Genomic DNA, 17545 nt, shown 5'->3' with positions numbered 1-17545 from the left:
ATGAGCGCCACCCCGAATCAACACAAGATCGTCATGCAGGCCCGCGGCCTGGTGAAGCGCTACGGTCAGGTCACCGCCCTGGACGGCGCCGACTTCGAGCTGCGCGCCGGCGAGATCCTGGCGGTCATCGGCGACAACGGCGCCGGCAAGTCCAGCCTGATCAAGGCGCTGTCGGGTGCGACCGTGCCCGACGAGGGCGAGATCCTGCTCGAAGGCCGCCCGGTGCGCTTCCGCACCCCGATCGAGGCCCGCCAGGCCGGCATCGAGTGCTGCTACCAGGATCTGGCGGTGGCCCCGGCGATGACCATCGCCGAGAACCTCTTCCTGGGCCGCGAGCTGCGCCGCGAAGGCTTTGCCGGCAACGTGCTGCGCATGCTCGACAAGAAGAAGATGCTCGAGCAGAGCATCGCCCGGATGAACGACCTGAAGGTGGGCATCCGCTCGATGACGCAGGCGGTGGAGACGCTCTCGGGCGGCCAGCGCCAGTGCGTGGCGGTGGCGCGTGCCGCCGCCTTCGCCAAGCAGGTGGTCATTCTCGACGAGCCGACCGCGGCGCTCGGCGTCAAGGAAGGCAACATGGTGCTGGAGCTGATCCGCCGGGTGCGCGACAAGGGCCTGCCGGTGATCCTGATCTCGCACAACATGCCGCATGTCTTCGAGATCGCCGACCGCATCCATGTCGCCCGCCTGGGCCGGCGCGCCGCGGTGCTCGACCCGAAGAAGATCAGCATGAGCGACACGGTCGCGGTGATGACCGGCGCGATGCCGCCGGAGCAGATCCCGGCCGAATGCCTGGCGCACTGAAGAAAAACCCCGGAGATCCTTCGCCATGCTCAAGGGAATCGATCCGCTGCTGACGCCGGACCTGCTGAAGGTGCTGGCCGAGATGGGACACGGCGACGCGATCGTCATCGCCGATGCCAACTTCACCGCCGCCCGGCTGGCCACCGAAGGCCGCAGCAAGCCGGTCATCCATCTGCCCGGCGCCGATGTGCTGCGCGCCTCGCGCGCGGTGCTGTCGCTGATGAACCTGGATGCGGCGGTCGAGCAGCCGGTGGCCTACATGCAGGTCTGCACCATGCCCGACGGCTACCGCAGCCGGCTGCAGCGCGATGTGGTGGCGATGCTCGAGCAGGACGGCCATGCCCGCTCCGAGCAATGCGAGGCGGTGGAGCGCTTCGCGTTCTATGATCGCGTCCGCGAGGCCTTCGCGATCGTGCTGACCTCCGACCTGCAGCCCTACGGCAACTTCCTGTTCAAGAAGGGCGTGATCGGAGAGCCGCTCGACGTCTGAGGCTCGGCAGCACCCGCCTCATTCCTCGAGACCGGCCCGCCTTCGTGCGGGCCTTCTGCCATGGTGAATCCGGATCAGCCCTTCCCTGACGCCTCTTTCGACCGCTCTTCTTCCTCCAGCCGACGCCCGCCGCGCGGCTCGAACCAGAACGGCATGCGCCAGTTCAACGAGCGGGTGGTGCTGCAGGCCATCCGGCTGCACGGCGAGCTGCCCAAGGCCGAGCTGGCGCGGGTCACCGGGCTGAGCACCCAGACGATCTCGATGATCGTCAACGCGCTGCTCGCCGAGGGCCTGCTGCTCAAGCGCGAGCCGCTGCGCGGGCGCATCGGCCAGCCCTCGGTGCCGATCGCGCTCGATCCGGAGGGCGCCTGGGCGATCGGCGTCAAGGTCGGGCGCCAGCATGCGGATGTGCTGCTGGTCGACTTTCTCGGCCGGGTCCATCACCGCGAGGGCCTGCCCTACGCCTGGCCCGATCCCGAGCATCTGCCCGCGGCGCTGCTGGCGATGATCCGGCGCTGCCGCGAGGCGCTGAGCGCACGCATGCTGCCGCTGGACCGGCCGGAGCGGCTGTGCGGCATCGGCGTGGCCGCACCGCTGTCGATCGGCGGCTGGACCGGGCTGTTCGGCATGCCCGAAGCCCAGGCGCGGACCTGGGAGACGCTGGACCTGGCCGGCCATCTGGCCACGGCGACCGGCCTGCCGGTGCATGCCGCCAAGGACACGGTGGCCGCCAGCCTGGCCGAGCTGGTCGGCGGCGAGGGCCGTCGCCTGCGCAACTTTCTCTACATCTTCGTCGACACCTTCAGCGGCGGCGGCCTGGTGCTCGACAGCCGGCTGCATCCCGGCGCCCACGGCAATGCCGGCGCGATCGGCTCGATGCCGCTGGCGGTGCCTGGCGCAGGCACCGCCAGCACGCAGCTGCTGGGCGCGGCCTCGCTGCTGAACCTGCAGCGCCTGTACGAGACCGCCCGGATCGATCCCTCGGCCGCGCTGGACGAGCGCGCGCTCGAGCCGCCCTGGCATCCGCACACCCAGGCCTGGCTGGGCAATGCCTCGCGGGCGCTGGCGATGGCCATCGTCGGCGCCAGCTGCGTGCTCGACATCGACGATGTCGTCATCGACGGCGTGATCGACCGCCGCCTGCTGGCCCGGCTGATCGCCCAGAGCGGCGACGCGCTCGATGCGCACTGCTGGGAGGGCGTGCGCCGCCCTCGCCTGCATGCCGGCAGCATCGGCTCGGACGCGCGGGCGCTGGGCGGCGCGCTGCTGCCGCTGCACGCCGACTTCGCGCCGCACCCCGAGGTCTTCCTGAAGGCCGACCCGCGCCGCCAGGACAGCAACTGAGGCGCCTCAGGCCGAGGCCGAGCCGCCCCGCAGCTTGCCGACCACGAACAGCAGCACCACCGCACCGACCACCGAAGCGATGAAGCCGGCCGGCTGGCCGACGCTGTACCAGTTCAGCGCCTGGCCGACATAGCCGGCCGCCAGCGAGCCGCCGATGCCCAGCAGCGTGGTCAGGATGAAGCCCAGCGCCTGCGTGCCGGGCAGGATGGCGCGGGCCAGCCAGCCCACCAGAAAACCGATCACGATCGTGCCGATGAGACCCATGGTCACTGTCCTTCCAGAACGGATTGCGCCACCGGTTCGATGGCGTTCCGATTCTGATGGAAAATCGTGACGGATGTCACGACCAAGGTTGTGGCATCACATCGACATCTGCGCCCAGACCTTGTCCAGCCGCTTGGTGCTGACCGGCTGCGGCGTCTTCAGCTCCTGGGCGAAGAAGCTGATGCGCAGCTCCTCCATCAGCCAGCGGTACTCGTCGAGGCGGGCATCGGGCGCGCCCTTGAGCTCGGCCACCCGCCGGCTCCAGCGCTGCTCGAGCGGACGCAGCTCGGCCAGGCGCTGCGCGTCGCGCGCCGGGTCGCCGCGCAGCTTGTCGAGCCGCAGCTGCACGCCCTTGAGGTAGCGCGGCAGGTGCTGCAGCTGCGCCCACGGAGTGGCTGCGATGAAGCGCTTGCCCATCAGGCGCTGCAGCTGCGCGGCGATGTCGTCGGCGACTTCCTTCGGAGCGCGGGCATCCTTGAGCTTGCGCTGCGCCGCGGCGAACTCCAGCAGCACCGCCCCGGCCTGACGGGCGATTTCCTGCGCGATCAGGTTCAGCCGGGTGCGGCCCTCGTCGATGCGCGCCTGGAAGGAGGCCGCGTCATGCGGCAGCGGCTCGGCCAGGAAGGCGCGCTCCAGCGCCACATCGATGATCTGGGTGCGCAGCTCCTCCTGCGTGCCCAGCGGCATGAAGGCCACCGCCATCTTCTGCAGGTCGGGAATGTTCTTCTCGAGGTACTTCAGTGGCTCCTTGAGATTGAGCGCCAGCAGACGGCGCAGGCCGGCGCGGTGCTTCACGGCCGCGGCGGCCGGCTCGTCGAAGACCTCGATCTCGACATGCGTGCCGCGGTCGATCAGCGCCGGGAATCCGATCAGCGTCTGGCCGGCCTTGCGGATCTCCATCAGCTCGGGCAGCTCGCCGAAGGTCCAGGCGGTGTAGGCCTGCGGCGTGACGGGCTCGGGCGCGGCCGGCGACGCACTGGCGCTGGCGCCGCGACGCGCCGGGCTGCCCGCCGCGACGGACGCGGCTGCCGGCGCCGGCGTGACCGCGGCGGCCGGGGACGTCGGGCCACTGCCCGTCTTCAGCGCCGCCAGCGCCTGGAAGGCCGAACGCGCCTGCCCGCCCAGCTCGGCCTTCAGCGCCGCCAGGTTGCGCCCGGTGCCGAGCTGGCGGCCGTGCTCGTCGACGACACGGAAGTTCATGAACAGGTGCGGCGCCACCATGTCGAGCTTGAAGTCATTGCGTTGCACCGCGAGCTGGGTGCGCTCGCGCACCGCCTTGAGCAGCGTCTCCAGCAGCGGCCCCTGCGCGAACGGGTTCAGCTCGACGAACTCGGCCACGAACTCGGCCAGCGGCATCAGCCGCGAGCGCGGGCGCTGGTGCAGGCTCTTGACCAGCGCCATCACCTTGGTCTCCAGCATGCCGGGCACCAGCCAGTCGCAGCGCTCCTCGCTGACCTGGTTGAGCGCGTAGATCGGCACGGTGACGGTCACGCCGTCCTTGGCATCGCCCGGCGCGTGCAGGTAGGTGGCGGTGCAGTCGATGCCGCCGAGGCGGATCGTCTTCGGGAAGGCCGCGGTGGTGATGCCGGCGGCCTCGTGGCGCATCAGCTCGTCGCGCGTCAGATGCAGCAGCTTCGGGTTGAGCTTCTGCTCATGGCGGTACCAGCGCTCGAAGCTCGCGCCGCTGACCACCTCCTGCGGCAGCTGCGCGTCGTAGTAGGCGAAGATCAGGTGCTCGTCGACCAGCACGTCCTGGCGGCGCGACTTGTGCTCCAGCTCCTCGACCTGGCGGATCATCTTCTGGTTGTGCGCCAGGAAAGGCAGCCGCGTCTCCCACTCGCCACCCACCAGCGCCTCGCGGATGAAGATCTCGCGCGCGGCCACCGGGTCGACCAGCCCGAAGTTCACCCGGCGCTGGTTGTAGACGACGATGCCGTAGAGCGTGGCGCGCTCGAAGGCGACCACCTCGCCCGCCTTCTTCTCCCAGTGCGGCTCGAGCAGCTGTTTCTTCAGCAGATGGCCGGCGATCGGCTCGATCCACTGCGGCTCGATCGCGGCCAGCCCGCGGCCGAACAGGCGCGTGGTGTCGACCAGCTCGGCGGCGATCAGCCAGCGCCCCGGCTTCTTCGACAGGTGCGCGCCCGGATGGCGCCAGAACTTGATGCCGCGCGCGCCCAGATACCACTCGTCATCGTCGGCCTTGCAGCCGATGTTGCCCAAGAGGCCCGCCAGCATCGACTGGTGCACCTGCTCGTAGGTGGCGGGCGTGCCGTTCAGGCGCCAGCCGTGCTCGGCCACCACGGTGTGGAGCTGGCTGTGGATGTCGCGCCACTCGCGCACCCGGCGCGGGTTGACGAAGCTCTCGCGCAGGCGCTGCTCCTGCTGGCGGTTGCTGAGCTTGTGGGTGTCGACCTTCTGCCCGGCCCGAGCCGCATCGGCATGGCCGTGGCTGCCGCGGCCCTCCTCGATCCACTTCCAGAGCTTCAGGTAGCCCATGAACTCGGAGCGTTCGTCGTCGAATTTTTTATGCTTCTCGTCGGCGGCCTGCTGCGCTTCCAGCGGGCGGTCGCGCACGTCCTGCACGCTCAAGGCGCTGGCGATGACCAGCACCTCGTGCAGCGCCTCGCGGCTGCGCGCCTCCAGGATCATGCGGCCCACGCGCGGGTCCAGCGGCAGCTTGGCCAGCTCGCGGCCGATGGCGGTCAGCTCGTTGGCCTCGTCGACCGCGCCCAGCTCGCCCAGCAGCGCGTAGCCGTCGGCAATCGCCTTGCGCGGCGGCGGCTCGATGAAGGGAAAGTCCTCCACCAGACCGAGGCCGAGCGACTTCATCCGCAGGATCACCCCGGCGAGCGAGGAGCGCAGGATTTCCGGGTCGGTGAAGCGCGGGCGGCTCTGGAAGTCCTTCTCGTCATAGAGCCGGATGCAGATGCCGTTGGCCACCCGGCCGCAGCGGCCGGCGCGCTGGTTGGCCGCCGCCTGGCTGACCGGCTCGACCTGCAGCTGCTCGACCTTGTTGCGGTAGCTGTAGCGCTTGACGCGCGCGGTGCCGGCGTCGATCACATAGCGGATGCCCGGCACCGTCAGCGACGTCTCGGCCACGTTGGTGGCCAGCACGATGCGCTTGGCGCCGCCGGTCTCGAAGACGCGGTCCTGCTCGGCCTGCGACAGCCGCGCGAACAGCGGCAGGATGTCGGCATGGCGGTGCAGCGGCTGGTGGCTGAGGTGCTTGCGCAGATGGTCGGCGGCCTCGCGGATCTCGCGCTCGCCCGGAAGGAAGATCAGGATGTCGCCCCCGCCGGCGCCGCGCCAGAGCTCATCGACCGCGTCGGCGATGGCGTCGTTCAGGTCGAAGTCCTTCGCCTCCTCGAAGGGCTTCCAGCGCTGCTCGACCGGAAAGGTGCGGCCGCTGACCATGATCACCGGCGCCGGCCCCTGGCGCGAGGCGAAATGCTGCGCGAAGCGCTCGGCGTCGATGGTGGCCGAGGTGACGACGATCTTCAGGTCCGGCCGGCGCGGCAGGATTCTCCGCAGATAGCCGAGCAGAAAGTCGATGTTGAGGCTGCGCTCGTGCGCCTCGTCGATGATCAGCGTGTCGTAGGCCTTCAGCAGCGGATCGGTCTGCGTCTCGGCCAGCAGGATGCCGTCGGTCATCAGCTTGACCGAGGCGCCGGCCTGCAGCCGGTCCTGGAAGCGCACCTTGTAGCCGACCACCTCGCCCAGCGGCGACTTCAGCTCGTCGGCGATGCGCTTGGCCACCGAACTGGCGGCGATGCGGCGCGGCTGGGTGTGGCCGATCAGGCCGGTGCCGCCCGCCCCCAGGCCGCGGCCCAGCTCGAGCGCAATCTTGGGCAGCTGCGTCGTTTTCCCTGAGCCGGTCTCGCCGCAGACGATGACGACCTGATGATCGCGCAGCGCCTGCGCGATCTCGTCGCGGCGCGCGCTGACCGGCAGGCTGTCGGGATAGGTGATCGGCGGCACCGGATTGGGCGCCACCGGCGGGCGCGCAGCACGGGGCGGACGGGAGGAACGCGGCGGGCGGGCCGGCGGCGGGGCGGGCGGGGAAACGGTCGGTGCAGTCACGGGGCGGGATTATCCGCGCTCAGCCTGCACCTGCCCGGCCCAGGGCCAGCTCGAAGCGGCCGGTCGCCTCGGCACGGCCGGGCAGCGCGCGCAGCCGCCCACCGTGGCGCCGCGCCACGATCTGCACGAACTGCAACCCCAGGCCGACCCCGCCGGCATCGCCCGAGGGCAGGCCCTCGTCGCCCTGGTTCAGCCGTTCGCGCTGTTCGGCCGACAGACCCGGCCCCTGATCGCACACCGTCAGCGACAGCGCGTCCTCCGCATGGAGGTCGGTGTCAGCATGGGTGCGCACCCAGATCACGACCTCGCCGCCGGCCGGGCTGTGCTTGATCGCGTTGGACACCAGATTGCCTACCGCGCGCTGCACCAGCGCCCGGTCCATCGGCCAGACCGATGCAGATCGACCCGCCGTTGGATCGGTCTGCCAGCCCAGCCGGATCTGCGCGGCCAGGGCCTGGGGCCGGAAGTCCGCCACCACCTCGTCGAGCAGCGCAGCCAGCGCCACCGGCTGGCATTGCAGCGGCCGGGTCTCGACATGCGCGACCCGGACAAAGTCGTCGGCCAGCTGCTGGGTGCGCGCGCCCAGGCGCTGCACCTCGTCGAGAAAGGCTTCCTGCGTCATGTCCATGCGCCCGCGCCGGTACAGATCGGCCATCAGCATCAGCGCATTGGCCGGCGAGCGCAGATCGTGCGAGACGAAGGCCAGCGCGCGGTCGCGGCGTCGCTGGGCCTGGCGGATGGCGCTCACATCCGAGAAGGTCACCACCCAGCGCTGCTGGCCGAGCAGCAGCACCGGCGCAAAATGCAGCAGGAAGTCGCCCAGGCGCTCGGCGCGGGCCTCGACCACGCAGGCCGCCGGCGCGGTCGGTCGGGGCTGGAAGATCGCCTCCAGCTCCTTCACCGGCGCGCCCGGCACCGGCATGAACTCCACCAGCAGGCCCGGCAGCTCCAGGCCAGGCATGTCTTCGGCCCGATCCAGCTCGAAGAGCTGCGCCGCCAGCGCATTGGCCAGCAGCACCCGGCCACGCTCGTCGGTCACCGCCATCGCGGTGGGCAGGCCTGCCAGCGCATCCGACAGGAAACGCCGCGCGCTGCGCACCGTGTCGGTGGCCGCATGCAGCGCATCGAGCCGCAACGCCAGCGCATCGCGCCGACGCGAGGGCAGCGGCACCGGCGCGCCCGGACTCAGGCCGGCCTCCGGCCCGAGAAGGCCGATCTCGGCATCCAGCGCATCCACCGCCTGCTGCAGCCGCCGCCAGCTCCACAGCGGATAGGCCAGCACCGCCGCCAGCCCCCAGGGCACCGGACTCCACCACACTCCGGCCCCGAGCGCCGCCAGGCTGATGCCGACGACCAGCGGCACCGAGCCCACCGCCAGCACCAGCGCACCCCGACCGGCACCGAGCCGCTCGATGCCCGCCAGCAGCGCCAGCACCAGCGCCGCCGACAGCGTCGCCCCCTCCAGCGGCGAGAGCGGCCGCACGGTATCGCCGCTGCGCAGCGTGTGCAGCGTGTGGGCGAGCACCTCGACACCCGGCATCGCATGGTGCTGGCGGTTGACCGGCGTGGCCACGGTGTCGCCCAGGCCGGTGGCGGTCATGCCGACCAGCACATAGCGACCGGCCAGGCGCTCAGGCGGCACCGCGCCGCGCAGCACATCCAGATAGGAGACCCGCTCGATGTGGCCGGGCGGGCCGGCATAGCGCACCAGAAAGCGCTCCTGGCGCAGCCAGGGCGCCCGACCGGCCACCGGCACCTGCTCGTCCTGCACGGCCACCGGCAGACCCGGCGCCGGTGTCTCGCCACCGGCGCGCAGCAGCGCCAGCGCCATGTGCGGCAGCGGGGCCGCCGCCGGCCCGGCGCCCAGGAAGGCATGACGCATCACCCCGTCGGCATCGACCGAAGCCTCGGCCGTGCCCAGGCTCACGCCGGGCGGCAGACCGGTGACCGGCGCCAGCAGCTGCGGGGTCTGGCCGGGTCCGGCGATCACCCAGTCCACCGACATCACCACCGGCGCGGCCGCCGCGAGCTGACGCGCCAGCAGCGCATCCTGTGCCGGATCGGCGTCGGGCTCGCTGAAGGTCACGTCCAGGCCGATCGCCCGGGGCCGGGCCGCGGCCAGACGGGCCAGCAGCGTGCTGTGCACCGCACGCGGCCAGGGCCAGCGCCCGATGGCCGCCACGCTGGCATCGTCGATCGCGACGATGACGATGCCTTCGGGCACCGGGCGGCGCCAGAAGGACAGGCCGATGTCGTAGACCAGCCGGTCGGCGCGCCAGGTCCAGCCGCCCAGCGCCAGCGCAAAGGCCAGCGCGGCCAGCACCACCGCGACGCCGACGCCCGCGGGCCAGCGCGGCCGCACGGCCGCACCGTTCATGGCGAGATCAGCACCGAGCCCCCGTCCGCCCCGCCGACGCAGCGCTGCTGACCATCGCGCAGGCAGTTCGGAACGGTGAAGGCCTGCGGCGCGGTGTAGGGGCCGACGAAGCCATCGGGGTCGCGCGCGCGCATCCGGACCCAATAGCGGCCGGTGCCTGGCAGCCTCAGCTCCAGCGCGGACTGCTCGGTGCGGCGGGTCAGCTCCAGCACGGCAAAGTCGGCACTGCGCGCCAACTCGACCTCGAAGGTCTGTCCCGGCAGGCCCTCCCAGGCCAGTTTCAGACTGTCCTCGCCCACGCGTGGCGGCGGCAGCGGCGCAGGCAGGGCCCGCAGCTCGACCCGCTGCACCGGACCGAACGGGCCCTGGTCGGTGTCACTGCGCTCGCTGGCCAGTCGCCAGAAATAGACGCCGGGCGCCAGCGCGTCCACCGACCAGGCCGTACCCGCCAAGGTGCGCTGGTCCTGGATCGGCTCGCGCATGGCCTCGTCGCGAGCCAGCTGCAGGCGGTAGCTGCGAGCCTCGTCGACGGACGCCCAGGCCAAGTCCAGCCGCGCACCGGACACGACAGCCTTGGGCCCCGGACCCGTGGGCAGCGGCGGCTCCGGACGGGCCTTGAGGGTGAAAAGATGCAGCGCATCCCGGCCCTGCAGGCCTTGCGCGTCCTCGGCCCGAACCCGAATCCGGTAGTCGCCATCCGGCAGATCGACCAGACGCAGCTCGGCGCCGGTGCTTCGCACATCCTGGAGCACCCGCTCGAAAGCCGGGTCGGCGGCCGCGGCCACCTGCGCCCGGTACGCCACCACTGCCGGCTGCGGCCGGATCGGGAAGCGCACCAGCACCCGCTCCTGCAGCGCCGGCCAGGCAGACACATCGGGCGGCGCCAGCAGCCGCACCGGCGGCGTCACCGTGCCGCTGCGGTCGACAACGACGCCGAAACCCGCCGCCACGCTGCGGCCCGCACGGCCGTCGCGGCCTTCGGTCATCACCTGGCCTTCGAGCACCTCGTTGCGGGTGGTTTCCGCGCGGGCATCGACGCTCACCCGGAACTCGGTGCCGCGCACGCCCAGCAGGCCCTGCGGTGTGCTGATCTGGAAGCCGGGCGCGCCCGCGCCAGAGCGCTTCTGCGCCTGGACCTCCACCTGACCGTCCTCGACCTTGACGCCCGACAGCGCACCGCCCGAGCCGGGCAGGCGCCGCGAGGTCTCGACCTGGACGGCGCTGCCCGCACGCAGCCTCAGCACGGTGCCGTCGACCAGCTGCAGCGTGGCCTGGCCACCGTCGCCGGCCTGCAGGCGGGCGCCCTGCGGCAGGGCCTGACCCGCCGCCACCGCCACGCCCTGCGGGCCGGACACCTCGCCGGAGGCCGACAGCACCCGCGCCGGCACCGGCTCGGTGGCCAGCAGGCGCACCGGAATCTTCAGCACCGTGCCGACCGGAATGCGGCGCGCGTCCGCGATCCGGTTGTGCTGCTGCAGCTGCGGCCACTGGCGCGGATCGGCCAGCAGGCGCCGGCTCAGCGCGATCAGGGTCTCCTCACGGGTGACCACATGGGTGAAGACCGGCTCGCCGGCCGACGCCTCGGCAGCAGCCGCCATCGTCAGCCCGATCGCCGCCAGCTGCAGCGCTCGGCCCCAGGCATTCCACGAAAGAAGATGCATGCCTGCTGCCCTTCAGACCTTCAGATCGTCAATCTTCAGCGCCGCGTCGGCCGAGGCGGCCAGATCGGCGATCAGGTCCTCGACCGACTCCAGGCCGATGCACAGCCGCACCAGCGTGCCCCGGTAGGGCGTGGCCAGGCTGCGCATCGCGCGGGCCTCGTAGGGCACGGCCAGACTCACCGGCCCGCCCCAGGACCAGGCGATGCGGAAGAAGCGCAGGCCGTCGACGAAGGCCTCGACCGCGGCCCGGTCGAAGCGCGGATCGAGCTCCAGCGTCAGCAGCCCGGCGGCCGAGCGGCACAGCGCCGCCCAGTGTTCGTGGCCGGGCGAGCCCGGCAGCGTCGGGCTGAGCACCCGCACGAACTCCGGCCGGCCCAGCGCCCACTGCGCGATGCGCCGCGCCGCGGCGTCCTGCGCCTCGTAGCGCAGCCGCATCGACGGCAGCCCGCGCAGCACCGCCTCGACATCGTTCAGCCCCACGCCCAGGCCCAGGCGCGCATGCGCCAGCGCCAGCCGCCGGTACAGCGCCTCGTCCCGGCAGGCGACCGAGCCCATCAGCACGTCGGCGCCGCCCGAGGGGTACTTGGTCAGCGCATGCACCGTCAGGTCCACCGCCAGCCCCTCGCCCAGGTCGAAGGCATCGAAGGCCAGGCCCGCGCCCCAGGTGTTGTCCAGCGCGATGAGCGCCTGCGGCGCGCGCTCGCGCACCCGCCGCACCAGACCGCGCAGGTCCGGGAACTCCAGCGTGACCGAGCCCGGCGCCTCCAGCCAGACCAGCCGGGTGGCGGGCGTCAGCGCCGCCTCCAGCGAGGCCACGTCCATCGGGTCGTAGATCCGGTGCGCGATGCCCCAGGCCTTGAGCTCGTGCGCGGCAAAGCTGCGGCTCGGGCCGTAGACGTTGTCGGGCAGCAGCAGCTCGTCGCCGCAGGCCAGCAGCGCGATGTCGACCAGCGTGATCGCCGCCAGGCCGCTGGGCGCCAGCAGGACATGGTTCGCGCCCTCCAGCGTGGCCAGCCGCGCCTGCAGCGTCAGCGTGGTGGGCGTGCCGTGCAGGCCGTAGGTGTAGCCGCTGCCGTCGATCCACTCGGTGCGGCGCAGCGCCTCGACCGACGGGAAGAACACCGACGAGGCCTTGTGCACCGCGGGCAGCTGGGCATCGAAGCCCGCCGGCGCGGTGTACGGATGGTGGACCTGCGCGGTCTCCGGCCGCATCGGCCGGCCGGAATCGCTGCCGGAATCGCTCACAGCAGCTCGCCGATCAGGTCGTGGCCGAGCACGCCGTTGATGCGCACCCGCGCGAACTCGCCGACCTTCATCGTGCGCGAGGCCTTGGACGGCGGCAGGATCTTCACGGTGCCGTCGATCTCGGGCGCGTCGGCGTAGGTGCGCGCCACGCCGCCCTTGCGGCCCAGGGCTGGCGCGCTGTCGACCAGCACCTGCATCGTCGCGCCCACGCGCGACTTCAGCTTCTCGATCGAGACCTGCTCGGCCACCGCCATGAAGCGCGCGCGGCGCTCCTCGCGCACCGCGTCCGGCAGTGCGCCGGGCAGGTCGTTCGCCGCGGCGCCATCGACCGGCGAGTAGGCGAAACAGCCGGCGCGGTCGATCTTCGCCTCCTTCAGGAAGTCGAGCAGGGACTCGAACTCGGCTTCGGTCTCGCCGGGGAAGCCGGCGATGAAGGTCGAGCGCACCACCAGGTCCGGGCAGAGCTCGCGCCACTTCAGCAGGCGCTCGAGGTTCTTCTCGCCGCTGGCCGGGCGCTTCATGCGCTTGAGCACATCCGGGTGCGCATGCTGGAAGGGCACGTCGAGGTAGGGCAGCACCAGGCCCTCGGCCATCATCGGAATGATCTCGTCGACATGCGGGTACGGATAGACATAGTGCAGCCGCACCCAGGCGCCATAAGGCTTGGCGATCTCGCCCAGCTTCGCCACCAGGTCGAACATGCGGGTCTTGACCGGCGTGCCGTCCCAGAAGCCGGTGCGGTACTTCACGTCCACACCGTAGGCCGAGGTGTCCTGGCTGATGACCAGCAGCTCCTTCACGCCGCCCTCGAACAGCGCGCGGGCCTCGCTCAGCACATCGCCCACCGGGCGCGAGACCAGGTCGCCGCGCATCGACGGGATGATGCAGAAGCTGCAGCGGTGGTTGCAGCCCTCGCTGATCTTCAGGTAGGCGTAGTGCTTCGGGGTCAGCTTGACGCCGGCAGCCGGCACCAGATCGATGAAGGGATCGTGCGGCTTCGGGACATGCTGATGCACCGCGTCCATCACCTCCTGGGTGGCGTGCGGGCCGGTCACCGCCAGCACCTTGGGGTGGACCTGGCGCACCAGGTTCTCGCCGCCGTCGGCGGTGCGCGAGCCCAGGCAGCCGGTGACGATCACCTTGCCGTTCTCGGCCAGCGCCTCGCCGATGGTGTCCAGGCTTTCCTTGACCGCATCGTCGATGAAGCCGCAGGTGTTGACGATCACCAGGTCGGCACCCTGGAAGGTCTTGCTGGTGGCATAGCCCTCCGCCGAGAGCTGGGTCAGGATCAGCTCGGAGTCGGTCAGGGCCTTCGGGCAGCCGAGGCTGACAAAGCCGATCTTCGGCGCGGCGGAGGTGGAGGAAATGTTCTGGAGGTCGCTCATGGGCCGGATTGTCCCAGAGAGCGCAGCCGCCGGCGCAGACACCGCCGCCCGCCCGGCATCACGGCTTGCGGAACGCGTCGTGGCAGCTGCGGCAGCTGCCCTCCACCTGGCTGACCGCCGCCTTGATGCGATCCAGGTCGGAACCCTGGGCCGCGGCCACCAGCGCATCCACCTTCTGCCGGTAGTCGGCGCTGGCCTGGGCGAACTCGGCCGGCTTGTCCCAGACCGCCGACAGCGCGCGGGTCGGCGGGTAGTTGCTGTCGGCCGGGAACAGCGCCCAGGGCTGATCGGCCAGCTTCTGCAGTGCCTGCGCCTGCGCCAGGAATTCGGCCGCCTGGTAGGGCTTGCGATCGCGCGCGACCTGGCCGATCGGCTCGAAGTTGCGGGTGAAGGACTTGAAGATCTCGCGCCGCTTGCTCACCGGCTGGTCGGGATGGGTGTCGGCCGGCTCGGCCGAGCAGCCGGCCAGCGTCACGGCCAGCGTGCCGGCACCGGCCAGCATCAGCAGGGAGCGTGAGAACAAACGGTTCGTGGAGCGGTTCGGTGAGCGGTTCGATGTCATGTCAGGACGCAGGCGCCAGAGGCAAAAGCCGCAAGTGTGCCCTGCCCGTCCGGGCCGCACCGCGATCCCCGACAATGCCGCCCCGATGAACGCTGCTGCCCCGATCTCCCCCGCCCGCATCGACCTGCTGCCCGACGGCACCCCCTGCGCGCCCGACTACGGCGATGTCTACCACGCCACCGCCGGCGCCTTCGCTCAGGCACGCCATGTCTTCCTGGGCGGCAACCGCCTGCCCGGACGCTGGCAGGGCCGCGAGCGCTTCGTGGTGCTGGAGACCGGCTTCGGCCTGGGCAACAACTTCCTGGCCACCTGGGCGGCCTGGCGGGCGGATCCGCAGCGCTGCGAGCGGCTGGTCTTCATCTCGCTGGAAAAGCACCCGCTCACGCCCGCGGACCTGGCGCGCGTGCACCGCAGCAGCGAAGCGCCAGCGCTGGCGGCCGAGCTGCTCGCGCAGTGGCCGCCGCTGACGCCCGACCTGCACGCGCTCGACTTCGAGGGCGGCCGGGTGCAGCTGCTGCTGGTCTTCGGCGACGCGCTGCAGACGCTGCCCGGGCTGCAGGCCGAGGCCGACGCGCTCTACCTGGACGGCTTCGCACCCGCGCGCAATGCCGAGCTGTGGAGCGCCGAGCTGTTCCGCCGGCTCGCCCGCCTGGTCGCGCCCGGCGCCACCGCCGCGACCTGGAGCGCGGCGCGGGCGGTGCGCGACGGGCTGGCCTCGATCGGCTTCGCGGTCGAGCGCGCGCCCGGCTTCGGCGGCAAGCGCGACATCACGGTGGCGCGGCACGCGCCGCGCTTCGTGCCGCCACGGCCCGCCGCGTGGCGCCCGCCGCACGCCGGACCGCGCCAGGCGCTGGTGATCGGCGCGGGCCTGGCCGGTGCGGCTGCCGCACACGGCCTGCTGCGCCAGGGCTGGCAGGTCGAGGTGATCGACCGCCAGGCCACGCCGGCGGCCGAGACCTCGGGCAATCCCGGCGGGCTGATGCACGGCATCTTCAACGCGCCCGACAGCCTGCACGCGCGCTGGTTCCGCACTGCCGCGCTGCGCACCGCACGGCTGGCCGCGCCCGCGCTGGCGCAGGGCCGCGTGGCCGGCCGGCTCGACGGCTTCCTGCGGCTGGAGCCGCGACTGGACGAGGCCCGCGCCCGCGCCCAGCTCGCCACAGTCGGCCTGCCGGCCGACTGGATCGACTGGCAGGACGCCGCGGCCGCAGCCGCCTTCAGCGGCCTGCCGATCGGCATCGACGGCGGTGACGGCTGCGGCGGCTGGCAGTTCGGCCAGGGCGGCTGGCTCTCGCCGGCCGACTGGAGCCGCCACCTGCTGCACGGCGCCACCTTCCGCGGCGGGCTGGCGGTGCAGCAGCTGAGGCGCGAAAACGGCCTGTGGCAAGCGCTGGATGCGGATGACCGGGTGCTGGCAGCCGCGCCGGTGCTGGTGGTCGCGGCCGCGCTGGGCAGCCCGGCGCTGCTGCAGGACCGCGCCCGGCTGTCGCTGGCGCCGGTGCGCGGCCAGACCACGGTGCTGCCCGCGGGCTGGCCGGGGCTGCGGGTCGATCCGTCGCGGCTGCGCCCGCTCTCCGGCCAGGGCTATGCGCTCGCGCTGCCCGACGGCCGGATCCTGACTGGCGCCACCACCCAGCATGACGACCCCGATCCCCAGGTGCGTGCGGCCGACCACCGCCACAACCTGCAGCGCGCGCAGCGCCTGGGGCTGGTCGAAGCGAACCTCTCCATGGAAAGAGTCGAGGATCTGGCGGGCCGGGTCGGCTGGCGCGCGGTCACGCCGGACCGGCTGCCGCTGGCCGGGCCGCCGGTGGACGAAGCGGCCCTGGCCGCCGCCGCCGCGACCGGGCGCCAGCGCCTGGATGCGCTGCGGCTGCGCCCGCGTCGGCATGACGAAGAAGGCGGCCTCTACCTGCTGGCCGGCCTGGGCTCGCGCGGGCTGGCCAGCGCGGCGCTGGCCGGCGAGGTGCTGGCGTCCTGGATCACCGGCGCGCCCTGCCCGGTCGCGGCCGACCTGCGCGACGCGATCGACCCGGCGCGTCAGTCCTCGGCGCGGTCGCCGGGAGGCCGCTCGTCCGTCAGCCCCTCGACCGAGCGCAGCTGACGTGCCATCGCGCGGGTGCGCACCTCGGCCGACTCGATGCTGGAGCTGGCCTCCTGCAGCTTGCGCCGCGTCTTCTCGAGCACCTCGCCGAAGCGGGCGAACTCGGTCTTGACGCCGCCGAGGATCTTCCAGACCTCGGTCGAGCGCTGCTCCAGCGCCAGCGTGCGGAAACCCATCTGCAGGCTGCCGAGCATCGCCAGCAGCGTGGTGGGCCCGGCCAGCGTCACATGGTGCTCGCGCTGCAGCCGCTCGAAGAGACCTGGCCGGCGCAGCAGCTCGGCATAGAGCCCCTCGGTCGGCACGAAGAGCACCGCGAAGTCGGTGGTGTGCGGCGGCGCCAGGTACTTGGCGGCGATGGTGCGCGCCTCGTCGCGGATGCGTGCCTCCAGCGCCCGCGCGGCGGATTCGGCCGCATCGCGGTCGGCGCGGTCCTGCGCGTCGAGCAGCCGCTCGAAATCCTCGCGCGGAAACTTCGCGTCGATCGGCAGCCAGACCGGCGCCTCGCCCGCCCGCGCGCCCTGTCCGGGCAGACGGATCGCGAACTCGACACGCTCGCGGCTGCCGGGCACGGTCGCCACGTTGACCGCAAACTGCTGCGGCGTGAAGACCTGCTCGAGCAGCGCCGCCAGCTGCACCTCACCCAGGATGCCGCGCGTCTTGACATTGCCCAGCACCCGGCGCAGGTCGCCCACGCCCTGCGCCAGCGTCTGCATCTCGCCCAGGCCGCGATGCACCTGCTCGAGCCGCTCGGCCACCTGCCGGAAGCTCTCGCCCAGGCGGGTCTCCAGCGTCGATTGAAGCCGGTCGTCGACGGTGGCACGCATCTGGTCGAGCTGCTGCTCCACCATCTGCTGCAGCGCCTGCAGCCGGCGCTCGCTGGCCTCGGCCAGGCGGTGCAGGTGCTCGTCCTGGGTGCGCAGCGCCTCGCCCGACTGGGTCATCAGCAGGCGCTGCAGCTGCGCGAGCTGCGCGTTCGACTCCTGGCGCAGGCCGCGGGCGCTGGCCTGGACCTCGGCGCGCAGCTCGCGCTCGACACGCTCGCTGTGCGCGTGGCCGGCGTCGATCACCGCGTCGCTCAGCTCCTGCAGCCGCTCGGCCAGCCGGGCCTCCAGCTGCGCATCCACCGCGGCCGGCGGTGCCGGGCGCAGCAGCAGCCAGACCAGCAGGCCGGACTGCGCCAGCCCCAGCGCCAGCAGCGCCGTCTCGAGACCGCTCATGCGCTGCCGGGC

12 protein-coding genes are annotated in these 17545 nt (G+C 72.2%); 4 read left to right on the top strand and 8 right to left on the bottom strand.

Features of this window, described 5'->3' with window-relative positions:
- From NFT33_RS04825 to NFT33_RS04815, 3 genes are all read left to right on the top strand, one after another.
- Positions 1-804, top strand: a complete 804-nt coding sequence (locus NFT33_RS04825; protein WP_149503476.1) for an ATP-binding cassette domain-containing protein — start codon at positions 1-3, stop codon at positions 802-804.
- Between the two features lie 25 nt (positions 805-829).
- Positions 830-1294, top strand: coding sequence for an RbsD/FucU family protein (locus NFT33_RS04820; RefSeq protein ID WP_251673552.1), 465 nt, complete (start codon positions 830-832; stop codon positions 1292-1294).
- Between the two features lie 153 nt (positions 1295-1447).
- Complete coding sequence (locus NFT33_RS04815) at positions 1448-2638, top strand: ROK family transcriptional regulator (RefSeq protein WP_251673550.1); 1191 nt, start codon at positions 1448-1450, stop codon at positions 2636-2638.
- A 6-nt stretch (positions 2639-2644) separates the two neighbouring features.
- Here the strand turns inward: NFT33_RS04815 and NFT33_RS04810 are convergent, their stop codons facing one another.
- The 7 genes from NFT33_RS04810 to NFT33_RS04780 all read right to left on the bottom strand — a co-directional run bounded on the left by NFT33_RS04810 (position 2645) and on the right by NFT33_RS04780 (position 14173).
- On the bottom strand, positions 2645-2902 hold the full coding sequence (locus NFT33_RS04810) for a GlsB/YeaQ/YmgE family stress response membrane protein (RefSeq protein ID WP_037483506.1): 258 nt from the start codon (positions 2900-2902) through the stop codon (positions 2645-2647).
- A 96-nt stretch (positions 2903-2998) separates the two neighbouring features.
- Entirely contained in the window at positions 2999-6982 is a 3984-nt protein-coding gene (gene hrpA, locus NFT33_RS04805) for an ATP-dependent RNA helicase HrpA (RefSeq protein WP_376744124.1), read from the bottom strand.
- Between the two features lie 19 nt (positions 6983-7001).
- Entirely contained in the window at positions 7002-9359 is a 2358-nt protein-coding gene (locus tag NFT33_RS19205; protein ID WP_251673548.1) for a CHASE2 domain-containing protein, read from the bottom strand.
- Entirely contained in the window at positions 9356-11020 is a 1665-nt protein-coding gene (locus NFT33_RS04795) for a FecR family protein (RefSeq protein WP_251673546.1), read from the bottom strand. The genes NFT33_RS19205 and NFT33_RS04795 overlap by 4 nt, the downstream gene beginning before the upstream one ends.
- 12 nt (positions 11021-11032) lie before the next feature.
- Entirely contained in the window at positions 11033-12232 is a 1200-nt protein-coding gene (locus NFT33_RS04790; protein WP_251673603.1) for a PLP-dependent transferase, read from the bottom strand.
- A 29-nt stretch (positions 12233-12261) separates the two neighbouring features.
- On the bottom strand, positions 12262-13650 hold the full coding sequence (rimO, locus tag NFT33_RS04785; RefSeq protein WP_251673544.1) for a 30S ribosomal protein S12 methylthiotransferase RimO: 1389 nt from the start codon (positions 13648-13650) through the stop codon (positions 12262-12264).
- Positions 13651-13708: 58 nt separating this feature from the next.
- A complete protein-coding gene (locus NFT33_RS04780) occupies positions 13709-14173 on the bottom strand; it encodes a c-type cytochrome (RefSeq protein WP_180692811.1) in 465 nt (154 codons plus the stop codon).
- A 124-nt stretch (positions 14174-14297) separates the two neighbouring features.
- On the opposite strand from NFT33_RS04780, the gene mnmC reads away from it, so the two are divergent.
- Positions 14298-16316 carry a bifunctional tRNA (5-methylaminomethyl-2-thiouridine)(34)-methyltransferase MnmC2/FAD-dependent 5-carboxymethylaminomethyl-2-thiouridine(34) oxidoreductase MnmC1 gene (mnmC, locus tag NFT33_RS04775; protein WP_251673542.1) on the top strand — a complete coding sequence of 673 codons (2019 nt, stop codon included), beginning with the start codon at positions 14298-14300 and terminating at the stop codon, positions 16314-16316.
- Here mnmC and NFT33_RS04770 read toward each other — a convergent pair.
- Positions 16253-17533: a DNA recombination protein RmuC gene (locus NFT33_RS04770; protein WP_251673540.1), complete on the bottom strand. Its 1281-nt coding sequence runs from the start codon at positions 17531-17533 to the stop codon at positions 16253-16255. The genes mnmC and NFT33_RS04770 overlap by 64 nt on opposite strands.
- Between the last annotated feature and the right edge of the window lie 12 nt (positions 17534-17545).

This window comes from Sphaerotilus sp. FB-3 (assembly GCF_023706025.1).
In the GTDB taxonomy this organism is placed as follows: Bacteria; Pseudomonadota; Gammaproteobacteria; order Burkholderiales; family Burkholderiaceae_C; genus Sphaerotilus; species Sphaerotilus sulfidivorans.
The sequence above is the reverse complement of the archived record's forward strand: the minus strand, read 5'-3'. Positions and strand labels throughout refer to the sequence as shown.